Source organism: Streptomyces broussonetiae (assembly GCF_009796285.1).
In the GTDB taxonomy this organism is placed as follows: domain Bacteria; phylum Actinomycetota; class Actinomycetes; order Streptomycetales; family Streptomycetaceae; genus Streptomyces; species Streptomyces broussonetiae.
The window spans coordinates 4,563,693-4,582,086 of the sequence record NZ_CP047020.1 but is presented as its reverse complement, the minus strand read 5'-3'; the positions used below and the strand labels follow the sequence as shown (position 1 = coordinate 4,582,086).

Sequence of the window (18,394 nt, the reverse complement as noted above, 5' to 3'; positions counted from 1 at the left end):
GCAAAATTTCCGTGAAGGAATGCGCGAGCTGTCGATGAGGGCTTCGAAGACCGTCTCGGTTGACCGCCCTCGATATTGATCACCGAGCACCCTCCGGCAACCGTTGATCAATTCCGGATTCGTGTCGCATGCCCTCCGGATCCGCCTCCGGATCCGCCTCCGGATCCGCCTCCCGGCACCGAACGGAGTAGCGGAAGTCGTACGCTTGGAACGGGACAAATCGGGACGTTAAGCCACTTGGAGGGGGCGCCCGGAGTGTGTAACGTACGCGTTTCCCTCCGCCCGAAGAGCCCCTCCGACCTGCGAATACCCGCTTGTGCAGGGCCCTCGAAGCACGTTCCTGTTGCTGTTGTCAAGCCCCGAGATATGCCCTGACCTGCGAAAACGCCATTCAGAAGACGCCGTATCCGTGTTACCCTGGATAGCCACGGAAGGGGTACCTGTCACATGACGTTCAAGGTTGGCGACACCGTGGTCTATCCCCATCACGGGGCCGCGCTGATCGAGGCCATCGAAACTCGCCAGATCAAAGGCGTGGACAAGACCTACTTGGTGCTGAAGGTCGCCCAGGGTGACCTGACGGTACGTGTGCCAGCGGACAATGCTGAGTTCGTGGGCGTACGTGATGTGGTCGGTCAGGACGGGCTGGACCGGGTCTTCGAGGTGCTGCGTGCACCGTACGCCGAGGAGCCCACGAACTGGTCCCGTCGCTACAAGGCAAACCTGGAGAAGCTCGCCTCCGGCGATGTCATCAAGGTCGCCGAAGTCGTGCGTGACCTGTGGCGTCGCGAGCGCGAGCGCGGACTGTCCGCCGGTGAGAAGCGCATGCTCGCCAAGGCCCGCCAGATCCTGGTGAGCGAGCTGGCCCTCGCGGAGAACACGAACGAGGACAAGGCAGAGGCCCTGCTCGACGAGGTGCTCGCCTCCTGACGCGCCACGGCGGCGATCCCTCGCCTCCGGCTCGCGCAGCACGCTCAGCACAGTGAAATGCCGCGGTGCCCGATGACACGGATTCGACACTGACTCTGTCGGATCCCGTCGCCGGGCGCTGCGGCATGTTCATACCCGCTTCGTCCCCGCGCAGCGTCGGTCGGGGAACTTCTGAGAAGAAAGCCCCCCGATACTTGGTGTACCGGGCTGATGGCCTCGACCAGGGTCACGGAAGGGTCCGGTCAAGGGCGTCGCGCCCGGCACTCCTCCAGGCCATACCCACCTAGGTCGAGCACACAAACCTGACAGGAACCGATGTCTGACGAATCGCGCCCCTCACCTGCGCAGACCCCCGTCGCCGCCGTGATTCCCGCCGCCGGCCGGGGCGTACGCCTCGGCCCGGGCGCCCCCAAGGCGCTGCGCGCGCTGAGCGGCACGCCCATGCTCATCCACGCCGTCCGGGCACTCGCCGCGTCCCGCCATGTCTCCCTGGTGATCGTCGTCGCGCCCTCCGAAGGCGCCGCCGAGGTCAAGTCCCTGCTCGACGCGCACGCGCTGCCCGAGCGCACGGACTTCCTGGTCGTACCCGGCGGAGAGACCCGCCAGGAATCGGTCAGGCTCGGTCTGGACGCGCTGCCCCCGGAGTACGGCGTCGTCCTCGTGCACGACGCGGCCCGCCCGCTCGTGCCGGTCGACACGGTCGACGCGGTCATCGAGGCCGTGCGCGAGGGCGCGCCCGCCGTCGTACCCGCGCTGCCGCTGGCCGACACCGTCAAGGAGGTCGAGCCCGCGACCGTCGCCGGCACCCCGGAACCGGTCGTCGCCACGCCCGAGCGGGCCCGCCTGCGCGCGGTCCAGACGCCGCAGGGCTTCGACCGCGCGACCCTGGTCCGTGCGCACGAGACCGTCACCGACGACGTGACGGACGACGCAAGCATGGTCGAGCAGCTCGGCCTGCGTGTCGTGACCGTCCCCGGCCACGAGGAGGCCTTCAAGGTCACCCGCCCCCTCGACCTCGTCCTCGCCGAGGCGGTCCTGGCCCGCAGGAGGCTGAACGATGGCTTCTGAGCAGCCCCCGATGCTCCCCCAGGTCGGCATCGGCACCGACATCCACGCCTTCGAGGAGGGCCGCGAGCTGTGGTGCGCGGGCCTGAAGTGGGAGGGCGAGGGGCCGGGGCTGGCCGGCCACTCCGACGCGGACGTCGTCGCGCACGCGGCCTGCAACGCGCTCTTCTCCGCCGCCGGCCTCGGTGACCTGGGGCAGCACTTCGGTACCGGGCGCCCGGAGTGGTCCGGCGCCTCGGGCGTGACCCTGCTGACGGAGGCGGCCCGCCTGGTCCGCGAGGCGGGTTTCGGCATCGGCAACATCGCCGTCCAGGTCGTCGGTCCCCGCCCGAAGATCGGCAAGCGCCGGGACGAGGCCCAGAAGGTCCTCTCCGAGGCGGCCGGCGCCCCCGTCTCCGTCTCCGGCGCCACGACGGACGGCCTCGGCTTCCCGGGGCGCGAGGAGGGGCTGATGGCGATCGCCACGGCACTGGTGGTGCGGACGGGCTGACGGACCGACGGGTCCCCGGGCGGACGGACCGACGGGTCGGCGGATCGACGGGCGGCCGGGCTGATCGGCGTACGGGTCGACGGCGCGTTCCCGGTGCGGGGGAGCCGGGAGCGTGCGAGGGTACCCGGAGAGTCTCCCGAGTCACCGTCGACCACGGCTTTTCCGGAGGTACCCATGTCCGCCGCCCTGTCCGAGGACCTCAAGGCCCTGCTCGACCAGAAGGTGTTCATCGTCGTCGGCACCCTCCAGCCCGACGGCAGCCCGCAGATGTCCCCGGTCTGGGTGAAGCGGGACGGCGACGACATCCTCTTCTCCACGACGGTCGACCGGCGCAAGTACAAGAACCTGCGGCACGACCCGCGGGTGACGATCGTCGTCTCGCCCCCCGAGCAGCCCTACGCGTACGCCGAGATCCGCGGCACAGCCGAACTGACCACCGAGGGCGCCCCGGAACTCATCGACGAACTGAGCATGAAGTACACCGGCAAGCAGTACGCGGACTTCAACCCGGCCTCGAAGGACGACGCCGCGCGGGTGGTCGTGCGGGTGCGTCCGCGCAAGGTCGTCGGGCAGGGGCCGCTCTGAGGCGGCGGCAACGCGGGGAAGGGCGTGAGGCACCCTCTCGCGCCCACTACCCTGGAGTGGTGACCATTCGCCTGTACGACACCAGCGCCCGGCAGATCCGTGACTTCACCCCGCTCAAGCCGGGTTGTGTCTCGATCTACCTCTGTGGCGCCACCGTGCAGGCGGCACCCCACATCGGGCACATCCGCTCGGGGCTCAACTTCGACATCATGCGCCGCTGGTTCGCGTACCGCGGCTATGACGTGACGTTCATCCGGAACGTCACGGACATCGACGACAAGATCATCGCCAAGGCCCGCGAACAGGGCCGCCCGTGGTGGTCCATCGGGTACGAGAACGAGCGCGCCTTCAACGACGGCTACACCGCGCTCGGCTGCCTGCCGCCGACGTACGAGCCGCGCGCCACCGGCCACATCCCCGAGATGGTCGAGATGATGCAGCGCCTCATCGAGCGCGGGCACGCGTACGAGGCCGACGGCAACGTCTACTTCGACGTGCGGTCCTTCCCGCAGTACCTGCAGCTGTCCCGGCAGGAGCTGGACAACCTGCTCCAGCCGTCCGGCGAGGGTGAGACCGGCAAGCGGGACCCGCGGGACTTCGCCATGTGGAAGTCGGCCAAGCCGGGCGAGCCGACCTGGCCGACCCCGTGGGGCCCGGGCCGCCCCGGCTGGCACCTGGAGTGCTCGGCGATGGCGCACAAGTACCTGGGCAGCGCCTTCGACATCCACGGCGGCGGCCTCGACCTGATCTTCCCGCACCACGAGAACGAGATCGCCCAGGCCAAGGCCTACGGCGACGACTTCGCCCGGTACTGGGTGCACAACGCCTGGGTCACCATGGCCGGCGACAAGATGTCCAAGTCGCTCGGCAATTCGGTCCTGGTCAGCGAGATGGTCAAGCAGTGGCGGCCGATCGTGCTCCGCTACTACCTGGGCACCCCGCACTACCGCTCGATGATCGAGTACAGCGAGGAGTCCCTGCGCGAGGCCGAGTCCGCGTTCGCGCGGATCGAGGGCTTCGTGCAGCGCGTGGTGGAGAAGGCCGGGGGCACGGTCGAGCCGGCCGCCGAGGTCCCGCCCGCCTTCGCCGAGGCGATGGACGACGACCTGGGCGTCCCGCAGGCCCTCGCGATCGTGCACACCACCGTCCGGCAGGGCAACAGCGCACTGGCCGCGGACGACAAGGAGGCCGCCGTCGCCCGGCTCGCCGAGGTGCGGGCCATGCTCGGTGTCCTCGGCCTCGACCCGCTGGACGCGTTCTGGGCCGGTGAGGACGCGGGCCGTGGCGAAGACCTGCACGGCGTGGTCGACAGCCTCGTCCGTCTGGTCCTGGACCAGCGCGAGTCGGCCCGCGCCCGCAAGGACTGGGCCACCGCCGACGCCATCCGCGACCAGCTCGGCCAGTCGGGCCTGGTCATCGAGGACAGCCCGCAGGGCCCGCGCTGGTCGCTCGGCCAGCGCTGACCGCCCTGCTTGATCGACTGTGCCGCCCGGCCCTCCGGGCGGCACACTGCATAAGACACAGACGCGTAAGACGTACGTACGAAGCTCACGGAGACGAGTGACTCATGGCCGCGAACAACCGCCGCATGTCCGGCAAGAAGGGCGCGCAGGTCGGCAGTGGCGGCCAGCGACGCCGGGGCCTGGAGGGCAAGGGTCCGACCCCGCCCGCCGAGATGCGCAAGGGACACAAGAAGAACCGCATCGCCACCGCCAAGGCCAAGCAGGCCCAGCGCCGTCCGGTGGCGCGCGGCCGGGGCGGCAGGGGCACGTCCGAGATGGTCGTCGGCCGTAACCCGGTCGTCGAGGCGCTGCGCGAGGGCGTCCCGGCCTCGACCCTCTACGTCCAGCAGTTCATCGACAACGACGAGCGCGTCCGCGAGGCCCTCCAGCTCGCCGCCGAGCGCGGCGGGATCAACCTGATGGAGGCCCCGCGCCCCGAGCTGGACCGCATGACGAACGGCCTGAACCACCAGGGCCTCGTCCTGCAGGTCCCGCCGTACGAGTACGCGCACCCCGAGGACCTCACCGAGGCGGCCTACGACGAGGGCGAGGACCCGCTGATCGTTGCGCTCGACGGGGTCACCGACCCGCGCAACCTCGGCGCGGTCGTCCGCTCCGTCTCCGCCTTCGGCGGTCACGGTGTGGTCGTGCCCGAGCGCCGCTCGGCCGGTATGACCGCCGGGGCCTGGAAGACCTCCGCCGGTACGGCCGCCCGCACCCCGGTGGCCCGCGCCACCAACCTCACCCGCGCCCTGGAGGCCTACAAGAAGGCCGGCATCACGGTCGTGGGCCTGGCGGCGGACGGCGAGGTCGAACTCGGCGACCTCCAGGCCCTGCAGGGTCCGGTGGTCATCGTGGTCGGCAGCGAGGGCAAGGGCCTGTCCCGCCTGGTCGGCGAGACGTGCGACTTCCGGGTGCGCATCCCGATGCCGGGTGGCGCGGAGTCGCTCAACGCCGGTGTGGCGGCGGGCATCGTCCTGTACGAGGCGGCACGCAGGCGGAGCTGAACATCCGTCCAGGTTTTCACCTGTTCGGATTAATTCCGGTGCCCGTGGGGTGCTCCGGGCCCCTTTGACGGGGTCCGGACACATCCGCCCGGTCAAAGCAGTGTCCTAACTCCGGGTCACTCGGTTAGATGAGTGTGGACACCAGAACACCCCGCACACCCACGGGGGGCCGCTCGTCGGGATTCAATTCCGGATTCACGTCCGCGCCCGACGACGCTCCCGCGCTGAGCATGGTGAAGGTGCCGAGCGATCCGGCGCAGGTCATCGTCAATCACGCCAGCTTCCGCGTGCAGCTGGGAGCGTCGGCGAAGCGCACCCAATCCCCGCGGATCGCCCGGCATCTGAGCACCGCCCAGGACACCGGCCGGATGCCGGTGATGGGCACCGCGCGCCGCCGCCCCGTCGTGTGGAGCGGCAGGTCCGCCCCCGACGACACCGGCGCCCACCGGCTCCTCCAGGCCGTACGGGGCAGCGTCCGCCGGGCCGACGAGCCCGAGGCCGGCGCCACCCAGGTCATCCCGCGGGTCGGGACCGGGTACGCCGACGCCTACGACGGCCTGGACCAGACGGTCGAGACCCCGGTCGTGGGCCACCAGCGCACCGCCCCCGACACCGCCGACGGCACCCGCCTCCTGCCGCACATGCGCACGGGCGGCGGCGCCTACGGCGAACCCCCGTACCCGGAAGCCGACTTCGCGCACCCCGACGGCTACGACGGCTACGACGGCTACGACGAGTACGCGGACTACACGGACTACACGGACCCCTCCGCCCCCGACACCACCCCGCGGGCCGCCCGGCGCCAGGGCGACGACCCGGCCCGGCACGCCTACTACCCGGGCCGCCGGATGAACCTCGGCGTGGTCCTGCTCCCGCTGCGGATCTTCCTCGGCTTCATCTCCATCTACGCCGGCATGGGCAAGCTGTGCGACCCCGTCTACTTCGACGGAGGCAAGCGCGGCTCCATGGTCAAGTGGCTCAACACCCTGCACCCGTGGGACGTGGCCGAGCCGCTGCGCCAGTTCGCCCTGCACCATCCGGTCGGCTCGGGCCTGGTCATCGCCTTCCTCCAGGTGGTCGTCGGGGTCCTGACGATCCTCGGCTGCTGGCAGCGCGTGGCCGCGGTCGTCGGGGCCCTGCTCTCCGCCGCCCTGATCGTCACGGTCAGCTGGAAGACGGTCCCGGCCTACGACGCCCCCGACATCATCTACATGGCCGCCTGGTCCCCACTGATCATCGCCGGCGCCCCCGTCTACTCCGTGGACGGCCGCCTCGCCGCCGGCGCCTGGCGCCGGCTCGGCCCCCGCTCCGACCTCTGGGAGCTGCGCCGGTACGTCCTGCGCCGCGGCGCGCTGATCACGACGGTCACGGTCGGCTTCACCCTGCTCGTCGGCTCCCTGCTGGGCGGCGCCGTACGCGACTCCAGCCGCGTGGTCGTCCCCGGCCCCGGCGAGGCCCCCCGCAACAACCTCCCCGGCTCCCCGCTCCCGCAGGGGCCGGGCAGGCGGCACCGTGGCACCACCCCGTCGGCCTCCACGGCCCCCACGGGCGGCGCCACGGCCGGTGCGAGCCCGTCCGGCGCGGCGACGACACCGGGCGCCACGAGGAGCGCCGGCGGGACGACCGCGGCCCCGAGCCAGACCCAGGGCACCACGGGCCAGGTCCCGCCCCGCCAGTCCGCCCCGACCGGCGGCGCGCCGAGTTCGTCGGCGGGCCCGACGAGCACCGGTGGTACGTCGACCGGGGGCGGCTCGTCCTCGGGCGGCACCGGCAGCTCGGGCGGCTCCTCGTCCTCCGGCGATCCGGGCCTGGTGGGCGGCCTGCTCGGCTAGCCCGTCCGGCAGACCAAGGGCCCCGCATCGCGAAGATGCGGGGCCCTTTCGGCTGGGGGGAAGAGGAGGGGGAAGAGACCGTTCCCGGCTCGACGGCCGGGGCGCCGGTCGCGGCGGGCGGCCTAACGACCCAGGGCCGCCAGTTCCTTGGCCGCCTCGGTCAGGTCCTTCGCGGTGTCGATGGCCCGCCAGTACGCCCCCTGCGGAATGGGGAACCCGAACAGCCGTCGTTCCCGGGCCAGCCGGGGAAACGTGGTGCGCTCGTGATCCCCCTGATCCGGGAGCATCTCGGCGAACTCGGGCGAGAAGACGTACACACCGGCGTTGATCTCGAACGTCGACGGCGGCGCCTCGATGAAGTCGGTGATGTGCCCGAACCCGTCGGTCTCGACCGCGCCCCAGGGGATGCGCGGCCGCGCCAGGGCCAGGGTCGCGGCAGCGTCCCGCTCGGTGTGGAAGTCGGCCATGTCCCGCAGGGAGAAGCGGGTCCAGATGTCGCCGTTGGTGGCGTACCACGGCCGGTCGGGGTGGGGCAGACGCGCGGCGGCGTACTTGAGGCCGCCGCCGCGGCCGAGGGGTTCGGTCTCCACGACGGTGGTGACGGAGAGCGGCAGGTCGGCAGAGTCCAGCCACTTCTGCAGGACCTCGGCGAGGTGGCCGCAGGAGACCACCACGTCCGTCACGCCTTCCTCGGCCAGCCAGGTCAGCTGATGGCCGATGATCGGGGTGCCCGTGCCGGGGATCTCGACCATCGGCTTGGGCCGGTCGTCGGTGTACGGACGCAGCCGGGAGCCCTGGCCACCGGCCAGGACCACGGCCTGGGTGGGGCGCGACGCGGCGTTGGGATGGGTCATGTCCGCACTGTACGTGGCGCCCCGTCCGGGCCGGCCCATGGCGACGCGCTTGCTGCGGGCGTCGCCGTGCTCTCAGCTGTGCGCGGCGAGCACGCCCGAGGCGAACGCCGTGTCGCACACCGGGCGGGCGTAGGACTGGGCGCGCGTGGCGCCGTAGATGCGCTCCGCGGCCTGGCCCAGGGCGTGGGCGATGGAGGAGCAGTGCCGGGCCAGCGACGGGCGCCCGTTGACGGCCTGCTGGAGGTGGGTGAGGACCACCCCCGGGTTCTCGTTCTGGAGCTCGCCGATCAGCCGGTCGCGGAGCACGTCCTGCGGGGCGTCGGAGACCGTCTTGGCGGAGACCTCCGCGGGGGAGACGTCCGAGGCGGTCAGCGCCGAGCCGGAGGGGCTCCGGGTCCAGCTGACCCGGGTGACCGCGAGGGTCCCGGAGAGCACCAGGACGACGGGCAGGACAAGGGCGAGAGTGCGGCCGATCCGGCGGGCAGGGCCGCCCCGGTGGCCGCGTCGCGTCTGAGGGGTGGTGGAGTGCTTCACGCGTGTGAGGGTAGCGCCCGGTGATGATTTGGCGACATTGAGTCACTCTTACGGGGGATGAGACTGTGGCGTTTTCTGGGTAAGGGGTTGACGCCGTTCGCCCGGAATGATCGCTGCGCCGGGGTATGTCCGCAAGGACATTCGGGTAGGAAAGGGGCCCCGCGGCGCTCCGCGGGGCCCCTTTCGTCAACTCGCGCGCGAATGCGCAGCTCAGTCCGCTCAGTCGGTCAGGCGCTCGCCGGTGGAGGTGGAGAACACGTGGATCTCGCCCGGCCGCGGCACGACGTGCAGCGTGGAGCCCTTCTCCGGCACGGCGCGGCTGCTGACGCGGACCACGAGGTCCCTGCGCTCGCCGCCGACCTCGACGGTGCCGTAGACGTAGCCGTCGGCGCCGGTCTCCTCGACCACGTTCACGGAGACGGCGAGACCGGCCGGGGCGTCGGCGCTGTCCTTGCTCAGGGAGGCCGCCACGCCTCCGTTGTGCTCGACCACGTCGAAGTGCTCGGGGCGCACGCCCACGGTCACCGTCTTGTCACCCTTGTCGGTGGCGGCCTTGAGGGCCTCGCGGTTGACCGGGACGACGCTGTTGCCGAACTTCACGCCGCCGTCGGTGACCGGGACCTCGATCAGGTTCATGGCCGGGGAGCCGATGAAGCCGGCGACGAAGAGGTTCGCGGGCTTGTCGTACATGTTGCGCGGCGAGTCGACCTGCTGGAGCAGACCGTCCTTGAGGACAGCCACCCGGTCGCCCATCGTCATGGCCTCGACCTGGTCGTGGGTGACGTAGACGGTGGTGATGCCGAGGCGGCGCTGCAGGGACGCGATCTGGGTACGGGTCGAGACGCGGAGCTTGGCGTCCAGGTTGGACAGCGGCTCGTCCATGAGGAACACCTGCGGCTCCCGGACGATCGCGCGGCCCATGGCGACACGCTGGCGCTGACCGCCGGACAGGGCCTTGGGCTTGCGGTCCAGGTACTCGGTGAGGTCGAGGATCTTCGCGGCCTCCTCGACCTTCTGCCGGATCTCCGCCTTGTTGACGCCGGCGATCTTGAGCGCGAAGCCCATGTTGTCGGCGACGGTCATGTGCGGGTACAGGGCGTAGTTCTGGAACACCATGGCGATGTCCCGGTCCTTGGGCGGCAGGTGGGTGACGTCGCGGTCACCGATACGGATGGCGCCGGCGTTGACGTCCTCCAGGCCCGCGAGCATCCGCAGGGAGGTGGACTTTCCGCAACCGGACGGGCCGACCAGGACGAGGAACTCGCCGTCCTCGATCGCGATGTCGAGACCGTCGACGGCGGGCTTGGTGGAACCCGGGTAGATCCGGGTCGCCTTGTCGAACGTGACAGTGGCCATGGTGAAGGGCCCCCTTCTACCGGCAGGAACGTGCCGGACGATCCGTTGTAGGAAGGTGGTTGGTGTAGTCCACGCGGTGTAGTCCACACGGATGAACTGGCTCAGGACCGTACCTGGCGTTCACTCGATCTGTCAGTACCCGGGTGACGGTGAACTTCGCGGAAATTTTCGACAGGAGGGGGTCCGGACCTGGGTACACTGCACGGGCGCCCATGCGCAGGCCTCCTTAGCTCAGCTGGTCAGAGCGCCGCTCTTGTAAAGCGAAGGTCGTCGGTTCGAATCCGACAGGGGGCTCTGGAAAACCGGCTCTGACCTGGGGTTTCTCTCAGGCGGGACGCTCTGTTCGGCCTCGGACTCCGCGTCCGGGGCCGTTTGGGTCAGCGGTGCGTGAGCGGTGCGCCGCCACGGCCCGGCTGGGCGGCGGATGCCTCGGCATCCGCCGGCATCCCGTCGGTGCCGGATTTCCCGCCGTCAGCCGCCTCTGGCTCGGTTTCGGGCTTCTCGGCATCACTCGCCCGGCGGGCGCGCGGTACGAGCCGCGCTGCGGCCTCGGCGATCGCCAGGTCCGCCTCGGGCAGCAGGCTCGTGTACGTGTCGGCCAGGCAAAACCGGATCGAGCATGATCGCCCATCACCCGTCACGATCTTGCAGGCCCTCGTAATCCGTGCCCGGGGTCGATCCGATCCCCGTGGAGGAGTACCGGCAGACAGGGCGAACTCGGGCTTACGAGTAGGACCGAAATCAGCCGTGTCGACGCGTGCCGGTGGTGCTGGTTTCGCCGAGCGTGCATGGCTACAGGCATCTCTGCTCGTCCAGAGTCATTCGCGGCCCATGAGTTGGGCGAGTAGTGCCACCACCGCAGTGGCTCCGACCAAGGCCGCCCCGGCTTCGGGCGCATGCAGGGTCAGAGCGACGACGAGGACTCCGACCAGCAGGAGTACTACGAGGCGCACGCCGATCTGTTCCATGAGGATCCGAGTTGGCTGACCAGCCTGACCTGAAGAAGCTGAACGCGGCGCCTCACCCCGATGCCGCTGTGCGTCCGGGAGCAGGCACCGGCCGCCGGCTCATCACCCAGGCGAATTCGCCCCATAGTTCGATCGCCGAGCAACAGTGCCGTACTCTCTGCTAGTCCTATCGCCTGCGTGGCGGGGAGCCACGCCAAGTGGGGGGAATTCAGCCCAAAAGTGAGCAGAACTGCCGGGCACCGCGCGAGTCGGCGCGGTGCCCTTCTCGTGGCCGCCGTAGGCGCGATCACCGCGCTGGCCGGAACTCTCGTCGTCTCGGTCGAAACGGCAGGCGCCACGAACGCCCCTCCGGCGTACACGTCCGCGATACCGGACACCGCTCCGCGTCTCCCAGCCGCCGCGCCGCACTGGACAGCCCTTGCGGCCAAGCGGTTCTGGACCGCGCAGCGCATGGCAGAAGCGAAGCCGCTTCCGGACGCCAAACCGCGGAGCACGGGCAAGGCCGCCGCCCACCCCACGCTCCAGGGGCTCGTCAAGCCGCCGGTGACCGGTGGTCCGAAGGCCCAGGACCTGCGTGAGGCTCCGATGGACGCCACGCCGAGCGCCACCGTGGGCCCGACGGACACACCCACCGACACCTCGACCCCGGATCCCTCCGCCACCGCTACAGACACCCCGACCGCCGCCCCGACGGACACCTCGTCCGCCGCCCCGAGCACCTCCCCCAGCGCGTCGGACTCGGCGAGCCCCACCGCCTCTCCGAGCCCGTCCCCCACGAGCACGGGCGGGACGGGTCCCGGCAGCTCCTACTTCGGCGGGCTGCCGATGGTCGGCCGGATGTACATGCAGACCAGCAGCGGGTCCTACTTCTGCACCGCGAGCGTCATCAACAGCCCGCACCACAACATCGTGCTCACCGCCGGGCACTGCCTGGACGGGCGGGCAGGCGGCGGCTCGCTCGCGTTCGTCCCCCAGTGGACCGCGGCCAACCCCCAGCCGTACGGCATCTTCCCCGTCGCCACGGACTCCGAAGGCCGCAGCCGGGTCTGGATCGATCCCCGCTACTACGACCGCGGACACGTCCAGGGCGCCCCGTGGGACATGGCGTTCGCCCAGGTCGGCCCGCGCAGCGACGGCAAGCAGGTGCAGGACGTGGTGGGCGGCAACAACCTGGCCACCGGCCGCGGCTACGCCTTCCCCAGCATTCGGCTGGTCGGCTACCCGGGCACCGCCACGCAGCCCCTGACCTGCGACAACAACACCACGCAGTACACCCCGAGCGACGGCACCCCCGGCTCGTACCTCCGGATCGCCTGCGACGGCTTCGCAACCGGCACCAGCGGCAGCCCGTTCCTGGAGAACTTCGACCCGGCCACCGGCACCGGCGACGTGGTGGGCACCATCGGCGGCTGGGACACCGGCGGACCGACCGCCGACGTCTCCTACAGCTCCGCCTACGGCTCCGACGTCCAGAACCTGTACAACGCGGCGGTCGCCGGCACCGCCCCCGCACGTCCCAATGTGCTGCCCGGCGCCTCCACACTCACCCATACCGCCCTCGTCGCCTCCGGCTCCTTCACGCCCTCGCCTTCGCCCGATCCGGACAAGAGCGATCTGATCGTGCGCTGGTCGGACGGCGAGCTGACGCTGTACCGGGGAGGTGGCAACGGACGGTTCGACAAGGAGATACAGCTCGTCGCGGCCAACACCACCTGGACGAAGGCCGTCTCCATCACGGCCGGCGACTTCACAGGCTCTGACACCTACGACCTGCTGGTGCGCTGGAGCGACGGCAGCCTCACCCTCTTCCCCGACGTCGACGCGCACGGCCTGCACAGCCAGATCACGCTCGTCAAGCCGGGCACGCTGTGGCAGCACGAGGTCGGCATGACGGCGGGCCGGTACACCACCGACGACCACTGGCCCGACGACCTGATCGTGCGCTGGTCCGACGGCGAGACCACGCTCTACAAGAACATCAACTCCACCGGCCTCCACAGCGAGGTCCGGCTCAATCCTGCCAACTCCACCTGGACACACGCCACATCCCTCACGTCCGCCGACTTCGCCGGGACCAACGAGTCGGACCTCGTGGTCCGCTGGTCCGACGGCGAACTGACCCTGTACCCGGACATCAACCAGTACGGCTTCCACGGAGAAGTGCGACTGCGGGCCCCGAGCACGCTGTGGACCCACGCCACGCTCACCACGGCGGGCAACTTCACCAGCACCGACAGCCGGTCCAACGACTACCTCGTGCGCTGGTCCGACGGCCAGCTGTCCATGTACCAGGACAGCGGCAACAGCCTCGGCACGGAAGCCGTACTCGCGACCGCGTCCGGCTCGTCGCTGCCGTACTACCGACGCTGACCACGAACTCCCCTGGGCCTCGGCCCAGGGGACTCCTGGACGACGACGGTGGATGTCAGCCCGGCAGCGATCCACGGGGACTGTCTTGGGCCGGTCGGAGCCCCCACATCTGCCCCGGAGATATCTCGCACCTTCTACCGCGTTCGGTTCGCCCAACCCTGAGGCTGGCATGGCCGGTTCCGTGCGCTAGTCTGCGCCCACTATTCGAACATCCGACTCGTCGGACAAGAGAAAACGGGGGAGGCGTGCCATGCGTGGCATGCGGTTCCGTACGGTTCTGGCGGTCACGGCCGCCACGGCGACTCTGGGCACTGTCTCCGCCTGCGGCGGCAAGTCCACTTCTGCGACGGCCCCCCACCCGTCCGCCACGCCGTCAACGGTCGCTGTCTCACCGGTGGCCTACCTGCTTCAGGTGGAGAACGCCACGGCCAAGGTCCACTCGGCCAGGATCGACCAGACGATCACGATGGGCACGCTGCGGCAGATGCGGAACGTCGGGGACCAGGACTGGGCCAACGGTCTGCAGGGCAACGTCACGCTGTCGGTGAAGTCCTCCACCCCGACGCCGGTCCCCCCGATGCAAATGAAGATCCGCAGCGACGCCCTGTACGCGAAGGTGCCCGCGCAGAAGTTGGCCAGGTTCGGCGGCAAGCACTGGATCAAGGAGCCGCTCGCCCTCATCGCTGCGCAAGGTGCCGCCGGCAAGGCCGGCACCGACCAGCTGAAGCAGGCGAACCCCGCCCTGGCCGTACGGATGCTGATCTCCAGCGGCGATCTGCGCAAGGTCGGCCGGGAGACGGTACGCGGCACTGCCACCACCCATTACACGGGCACGTTGGACGTGGCCAAGATGATCGCCGGCAGGCAGGGCCTGACGCCTGACGACGTGAAGTTCCTCAAGAAGCGACTCGCGGCATCAGGTGCTGCCGACGACCACATCGACCTCTGGGTCAACAGCGAGAACCTGCCGGTGCAGATGCAGGAACAGATGCAGACGGACACCGCCGAGGTCACCTCGACCACCTATTTCTCCGACTACGGCGTCGCGGTCGACCTGTCCGTCCCCGATGCGTCGGACACCTTCACTCTCCACTCCGTGACGGGCGGCAACCAGACCGGCACGACCTGATCCGAAAGGTTCCAGCACGCCCCTGGCCCTGTACTGCGGGGCCCAACAGGGCGAAAGGCGCAGCCCAGTTTGTAGGGGTTGGTCCCCTCCCGGCCGCCGGAGAGCGCGCGAGCCGAGGCCGGAGCCGGCATCATCGCCGACTCCAGCCCAGTGGCGGAGGGCCGGGAGTGCCGCGGCAAGGTGGCCCGTGGTCCTCCGCGCGGTGTGTACGGCCGATCGGCCCGGCCCGTAGGTATCAGCGGGTAGGCGGCGCTGGTGCCGCCGAAGACCATCCAGCCGCTGCCCTGGCCGTAGGTGTCGTAGACCGCGACACCGGTGTTGGGGTCGGCGACCGCGGAGACGTCCGCGACCGCCGAGACGTCCGCGACCGTGCGGTTCGCGCAGCCGGAGTCCTTCTGCCAGCTGGGCTTGGCGTCGTAGGCGGAGCAGCCGGAGCCCGCCCCGCTCCACACCGTGTCGGTCCAGCCGCGGGTGTCCCGACGCCGACCGTGGAACCCACCGACCTCGGGTTCTGCGAGGACCAGAACCCGCAGTACAAGGCCACTCTCCGGATCGGGCTGAGCGGCCTGCCCGGCAAGATCGTGAAGGGCAGCGGCTGGCATCCGTTCAAGATGACGGTGGCCAACCCGTCCAAGGACGCCATCAAGAACATCGAACTGGCCGCGGGCGCCGGTCCGGTGAAGGGCGACACCCCGTTCATGCTCAAGCAGGTCGTGCTCCAGGCGTACGACCCGGACGCCAAGCAGTGGTTCGACGTCACGGACGACGGCACATACGCCTTCGGCTCGCTGGGCCCGGGTGACCTGCCCGGCAAGACCGCGGTCGACCTCAGCTTCCGGCTGGACGTCACGGCCAAGGCCCCGGTCGGCAAGGCCCTCACCGTAGGCCTGGGCGTCTACCCGGACACGAAGAACAACTGCGTGGCGACGGGCTTCGCCGCCTACAAGGTCGACATCGTGAAGCCGGGCACCCCGACCACGGGCTCCGGCCCGGTCCCGCAGACCGGCGGAGAGGCTCCGCTGCCGTCCAAGGCCCCGGCCAAGCACGGCACTTCCCACGTGGTCCCGGTCTCGGACACGAACGCGGCGGGCTCGCTGGCCCACACCGGTACCTCCTCCGCGCTCCCGCTGATCGCCGGTATCGGGGGCGCGGCCGTGGTGGTCGGCGCCGGCGCGGTGTTCGTCGGGCGTCGCCGCAAGTCGGGCGGCGCAGCGGTCTGACGCCGTGACCAGGCCGTGAACGAGCCGAGGGCCCGCATCCGGACACGGATGCGGGCCCTTTCACGTGGCAGGGGCAACGGCAGGTCACGCTCTCAATGCTGGACTCTCGTGAGAGCCGGCAGCACCACGGTGAGGACCTGGATGGCGATGACCACCGTGATCAGCATGCCCTCACGGGGCACAACTCTCAGTACCAGTGGGTGGTGTCGTGGGGCGTGGGCTGAGGAGGTGCAGCGTATGACCAGGACTGCGGGTGAGCCTCGTACGCTTCGGGCCCCGGGGCTGCTGTGTACGGTCCGGCATTGGTGACCGCCTCGTACGGTTGCGGCTTCCGGGCGGCCTCGTACGGTTCCGGCTGCACGGCGCCCGTGGTGTCGTCGTCCCGGGAGGGTTCCGCTCCCGTAGGAGCCTGGAGGCTGCCGTAGCGCTCCATGCGCTGCCAGCGCAGGCGTGATCCGGACACGGCGGTGAAGACGGACTGGATGACCACCAGATACATGAGCTGGCGGTAGACGAACTGCTGCAACGGCAGGCTCCACAGCGGGCCGGGGCGTTCCCCGTCCAGGCGGAACGCGTACAGGCCCATGCCGAGTTGCAGGAGGAGGAAGCCGAGCCACAGGGCGGTGATCCGGACCGGGTCCAGGAAGACCAGGCCGTACACGGCGAAGATGTCCACGACCGGTGCGAGCAGGGGCAGCAGGACCTGGAAGAGGAGGAGGTAGACCAGGCCGCGGCGGCCCAGTTTGCCGGCGGCGCCGCGCTGGACCAGTGCGCCGCGGTGCTTCCACATCGCCTGGAGGGTGCCGTAGCACCAGCGGTACCGCTGCCGCCACAGGGTGTTCAGGGAGGCGGGCGCCTCGGTCCAGGCCACCGCGCCCTCCTCGTAGACCACGCGCCAGCCGGCCCGGCACAGCGCCATGGTGAGGTCGGTGTCCTCGGCGAGGGTGACGTCGCTGACGCCGCCGAGGGCCAGCAGTGCCCGGCGGCGGAACGCGCCCACCGCACCCGGCACGGTCGGCATGCACTCGGCGAGGTCGAACAGGCGGCGGTCGAGGTTGAAGCCGACCACGTACTCGATGTGCTGCCAACGGCCCAGCAGGCCACCGCGGTTGACGACCTTGGCGTTGCCGGAGACCGCGCCCACGCGGGGGTCGGCGAAGGGCTGCACGAGGGTGCGGACGGTGCCGGGTTCGAAGACGGTGTCGCCGTCGACCATGACCACCAGGTCACAAGTAGCGGCGGCGAGACCGGTGTTGAGAGCGGCCGGTTTGCCCGCGTTCTCCTGCCGGATCACCCGCACCCCCGGCAGGTGGAGCGACTCGACCAGGTCGGCGGTGCCGTCGGTGGAACCGTCGTCCACCACGATGATCTCCACCGGATGGTCCGAGGCGAGCAGGGAGCGCACGGCCGCCTCGATCCCGGCGCTCTCGTTGTACGCGGGGACGATGACGCTGACGGGTTCGGTCACCGGTGGTCCCCAGGACGCGCTCCGGCGTCCTGCCCTGCGCAGGCGTCGGTGCCGGCGGGCCGTGATCACCACGACTGCCGCGCGCAGCACGCTGATCACTCCGGCTGCGTACATCAGCACGCCCAGCAGCCGTACGATCCAGTCGCCGGCCTGCAACGCGTTGACGAGGGCCATGCCCTGGAGGTGTTCGCCGAGGCCGGCGGGCTGGACGGGGCCGGCCATGCCGACGGCGGCGCCGACGGTCGCGAACTGGAAGCCCTGTGCCTTGAGCCGGGGGATCAGGGTGTTCAGCGCGGTGACGGTCTGGGAGCGGTCACCGCCTGCGTCGTGCATCAGCAGGATCTGCCCGGCGTGTCCGTGCGGGGTCGCGTTGGCGAGGATGCGGTCCACGCCGGGGCGCTGCCAGTCCTCGGCGTCCTGGGTGGAGAGCACCGTGACGTAGCCCGCCGTGTCGGCCTGTTTGAGGACGGACCAGTCGGCGTCGGACAGCGCGTCGTTCTGCGAGGAGTACGGCGGTCTCAGCAGCGCGGTGGTGACTCCGGCCGCGCCGGCCACCGCCAGCTGGGTCTCGTGGAGTTCCAGGGAGCGCTGCCACGGGGCGAGGCGGGACAGGTCGGGGTGGGTGAAGGTGTGGATGCCGATCTGGTGGCCGTCGGCGACGATCCGGCGGACCAGTTCCGGGTGGGCCACGACCTGGGTTCCGACGACGAAGAAGGTCGCGCGCACATGGTTGCGGCGCAGCACGTCGAGGATGCGCGGGGTCCAGACGGGGTCGGGCCCGTCGTCGAAGGTGAGGGCGATGGTGCGGTCCCGGGGCCGGGCGGTGTGCACGGCGCCCGCGGCGTTCGCGATCACCGGGCCGCCGCGGACCACCTGGCCGGGCACCGCCTCGCTGCGGCCACGGGCACCGGTCACGTCGTCCGAGGTGATCCCGAACATGTGATGGGTGTACCCCTGGAGCAGGAGGGCCGTCGACAAGGTCACCGCGAGCACGCTCAGCAGCAGCCAGTGGGTGCGGGGGGTGGTCTGGCGGGTGCGGCCGTGGCGGTGAGCGGGGGCGGTACGGCGGCGATCGGTCACGTCA

15 protein-coding genes and 1 tRNA gene are annotated in these 18,394 nt (G+C 70.5%); 11 read left to right on the top strand and 5 right to left on the bottom strand.

Going from position 1 to position 18,394, the window contains the following annotated elements:
* The first annotated feature begins 447 nt into the window (after nt 1-447).
* From GQF42_RS21160 to GQF42_RS21130, 7 genes are all read left to right on the top strand, one after another.
* The gene (locus tag GQF42_RS21160) at nt 448-930 is read left to right on the top strand and encodes a CarD family transcriptional regulator (protein WP_003953493.1); all 483 of its coding nucleotides are present in this window, start codon (nt 448-450) and stop codon (nt 928-930) included.
* A gap of 315 nt (nt 931-1,245) precedes the next feature.
* Nucleotides 1,246-1,998: a 2-C-methyl-D-erythritol 4-phosphate cytidylyltransferase gene (gene ispD / locus GQF42_RS21155; RefSeq protein ID WP_158922198.1), complete on the top strand. Its 753-nt coding sequence runs from the start codon at nt 1,246-1,248 to the stop codon at nt 1,996-1,998.
* Nucleotides 1,988-2,485 carry a 2-C-methyl-D-erythritol 2,4-cyclodiphosphate synthase gene (gene ispF / locus GQF42_RS21150; RefSeq protein ID WP_158922196.1) on the top strand — a complete coding sequence of 166 codons (498 nt, stop codon included), beginning with the start codon at nt 1,988-1,990 and terminating at the stop codon, nt 2,483-2,485. The genes ispD and ispF overlap by 11 nt, the downstream gene beginning before the upstream one ends.
* A 174-nt stretch (nt 2,486-2,659) precedes the next feature.
* Nucleotides 2,660-3,070 (top strand): PPOX class F420-dependent oxidoreductase, encoded by a 411-nt coding sequence (locus tag GQF42_RS21145; protein WP_158922194.1) that lies wholly within the window; start codon nt 2,660-2,662, stop codon nt 3,068-3,070.
* Nucleotides 3,071-3,129: 59 nt separating this feature from the next.
* The gene (cysS, locus tag GQF42_RS21140) at nt 3,130-4,533 is read left to right on the top strand and encodes a cysteine--tRNA ligase (protein ID WP_158922192.1); all 1,404 of its coding nucleotides are present in this window, start codon (nt 3,130-3,132) and stop codon (nt 4,531-4,533) included.
* A 104-nt stretch (nt 4,534-4,637) separates the two neighbouring features.
* Entirely contained in the window at nt 4,638-5,579 is a 942-nt protein-coding gene (gene rlmB, locus GQF42_RS21135) for a 23S rRNA (guanosine(2251)-2'-O)-methyltransferase RlmB (RefSeq protein ID WP_158922190.1), read from the top strand.
* A gap of 128 nt (nt 5,580-5,707) precedes the next feature.
* Entirely contained in the window at nt 5,708-7,411 is a 1,704-nt protein-coding gene (locus tag GQF42_RS21130; RefSeq protein WP_199272744.1) for a DoxX family protein, read from the top strand.
* Between the two features lie 122 nt (nt 7,412-7,533).
* On the opposite strand, the gene GQF42_RS21125 is transcribed toward GQF42_RS21130, so the two are convergent.
* The 3 genes from GQF42_RS21125 to msiK form a co-directional block, all read right to left on the bottom strand.
* Nucleotides 7,534-8,265, bottom strand: a complete 732-nt coding sequence (locus GQF42_RS21125) for a nucleotidyltransferase family protein (RefSeq protein ID WP_158922188.1) — start codon at nt 8,263-8,265, stop codon at nt 7,534-7,536.
* Nucleotides 8,266-8,337: 72 nt separating this feature from the next.
* Complete coding sequence (locus GQF42_RS21120) at nt 8,338-8,799, bottom strand: hypothetical protein (RefSeq protein ID WP_158922186.1); 462 nt, start codon at nt 8,797-8,799, stop codon at nt 8,338-8,340.
* Nucleotides 8,800-9,018: 219 nt separating this feature from the next.
* The gene (gene msiK / locus GQF42_RS21115) at nt 9,019-10,155 is read right to left on the bottom strand and encodes a diacetylchitobiose ABC transporter ATP-binding protein MsiK (protein WP_158922184.1); all 1,137 of its coding nucleotides are present in this window, start codon (nt 10,153-10,155) and stop codon (nt 9,019-9,021) included.
* Between the two features lie 220 nt (nt 10,156-10,375).
* Here msiK and GQF42_RS21110 point away from each other — a divergent pair.
* Nucleotides 10,376-10,449: transfer RNA gene (locus GQF42_RS21110), tRNA-Thr, on the top strand.
* Between the two features lie 83 nt (nt 10,450-10,532).
* Here GQF42_RS21110 and GQF42_RS45985 read toward each other — a convergent pair.
* Entirely contained in the window at nt 10,533-10,796 is a 264-nt protein-coding gene (locus GQF42_RS45985; RefSeq protein WP_233273412.1) for a hypothetical protein, read from the bottom strand.
* A 594-nt stretch (nt 10,797-11,390) separates the two neighbouring features.
* Between GQF42_RS45985 and GQF42_RS21100 the strand changes: the two genes are divergently transcribed.
* The 3 genes from GQF42_RS21100 to GQF42_RS21085 all read left to right on the top strand — a co-directional run bounded on the left by GQF42_RS21100 (nt 11,391) and on the right by GQF42_RS21085 (nt 15,842).
* A complete protein-coding gene (locus GQF42_RS21100; protein ID WP_233273411.1) occupies nt 11,391-13,493 on the top strand; it encodes a trypsin-like serine peptidase in 2,103 nt (700 codons plus the stop codon).
* Nucleotides 13,494-13,743: 250 nt separating this feature from the next.
* Entirely contained in the window at nt 13,744-14,622 is an 879-nt protein-coding gene (locus GQF42_RS21095) for a hypothetical protein (protein ID WP_158922180.1), read from the top strand.
* Nucleotides 14,623-15,110: 488 nt separating this feature from the next.
* On the top strand, nt 15,111-15,842 hold the full coding sequence (locus tag GQF42_RS21085) for an LAETG motif-containing sortase-dependent surface protein (protein WP_199272743.1): 732 nt from the start codon (nt 15,111-15,113) through the stop codon (nt 15,840-15,842).
* A 187-nt stretch (nt 15,843-16,029) separates the two neighbouring features.
* Here the strand turns inward: GQF42_RS21085 and GQF42_RS21080 are convergent, their stop codons facing one another.
* The gene (locus GQF42_RS21080) at nt 16,030-18,390 is read right to left on the bottom strand and encodes a bifunctional polysaccharide deacetylase/glycosyltransferase family 2 protein (RefSeq protein ID WP_233273410.1); all 2,361 of its coding nucleotides are present in this window, start codon (nt 18,388-18,390) and stop codon (nt 16,030-16,032) included.
* Nucleotides 18,391-18,394: the final 4 nt, after the last annotated feature.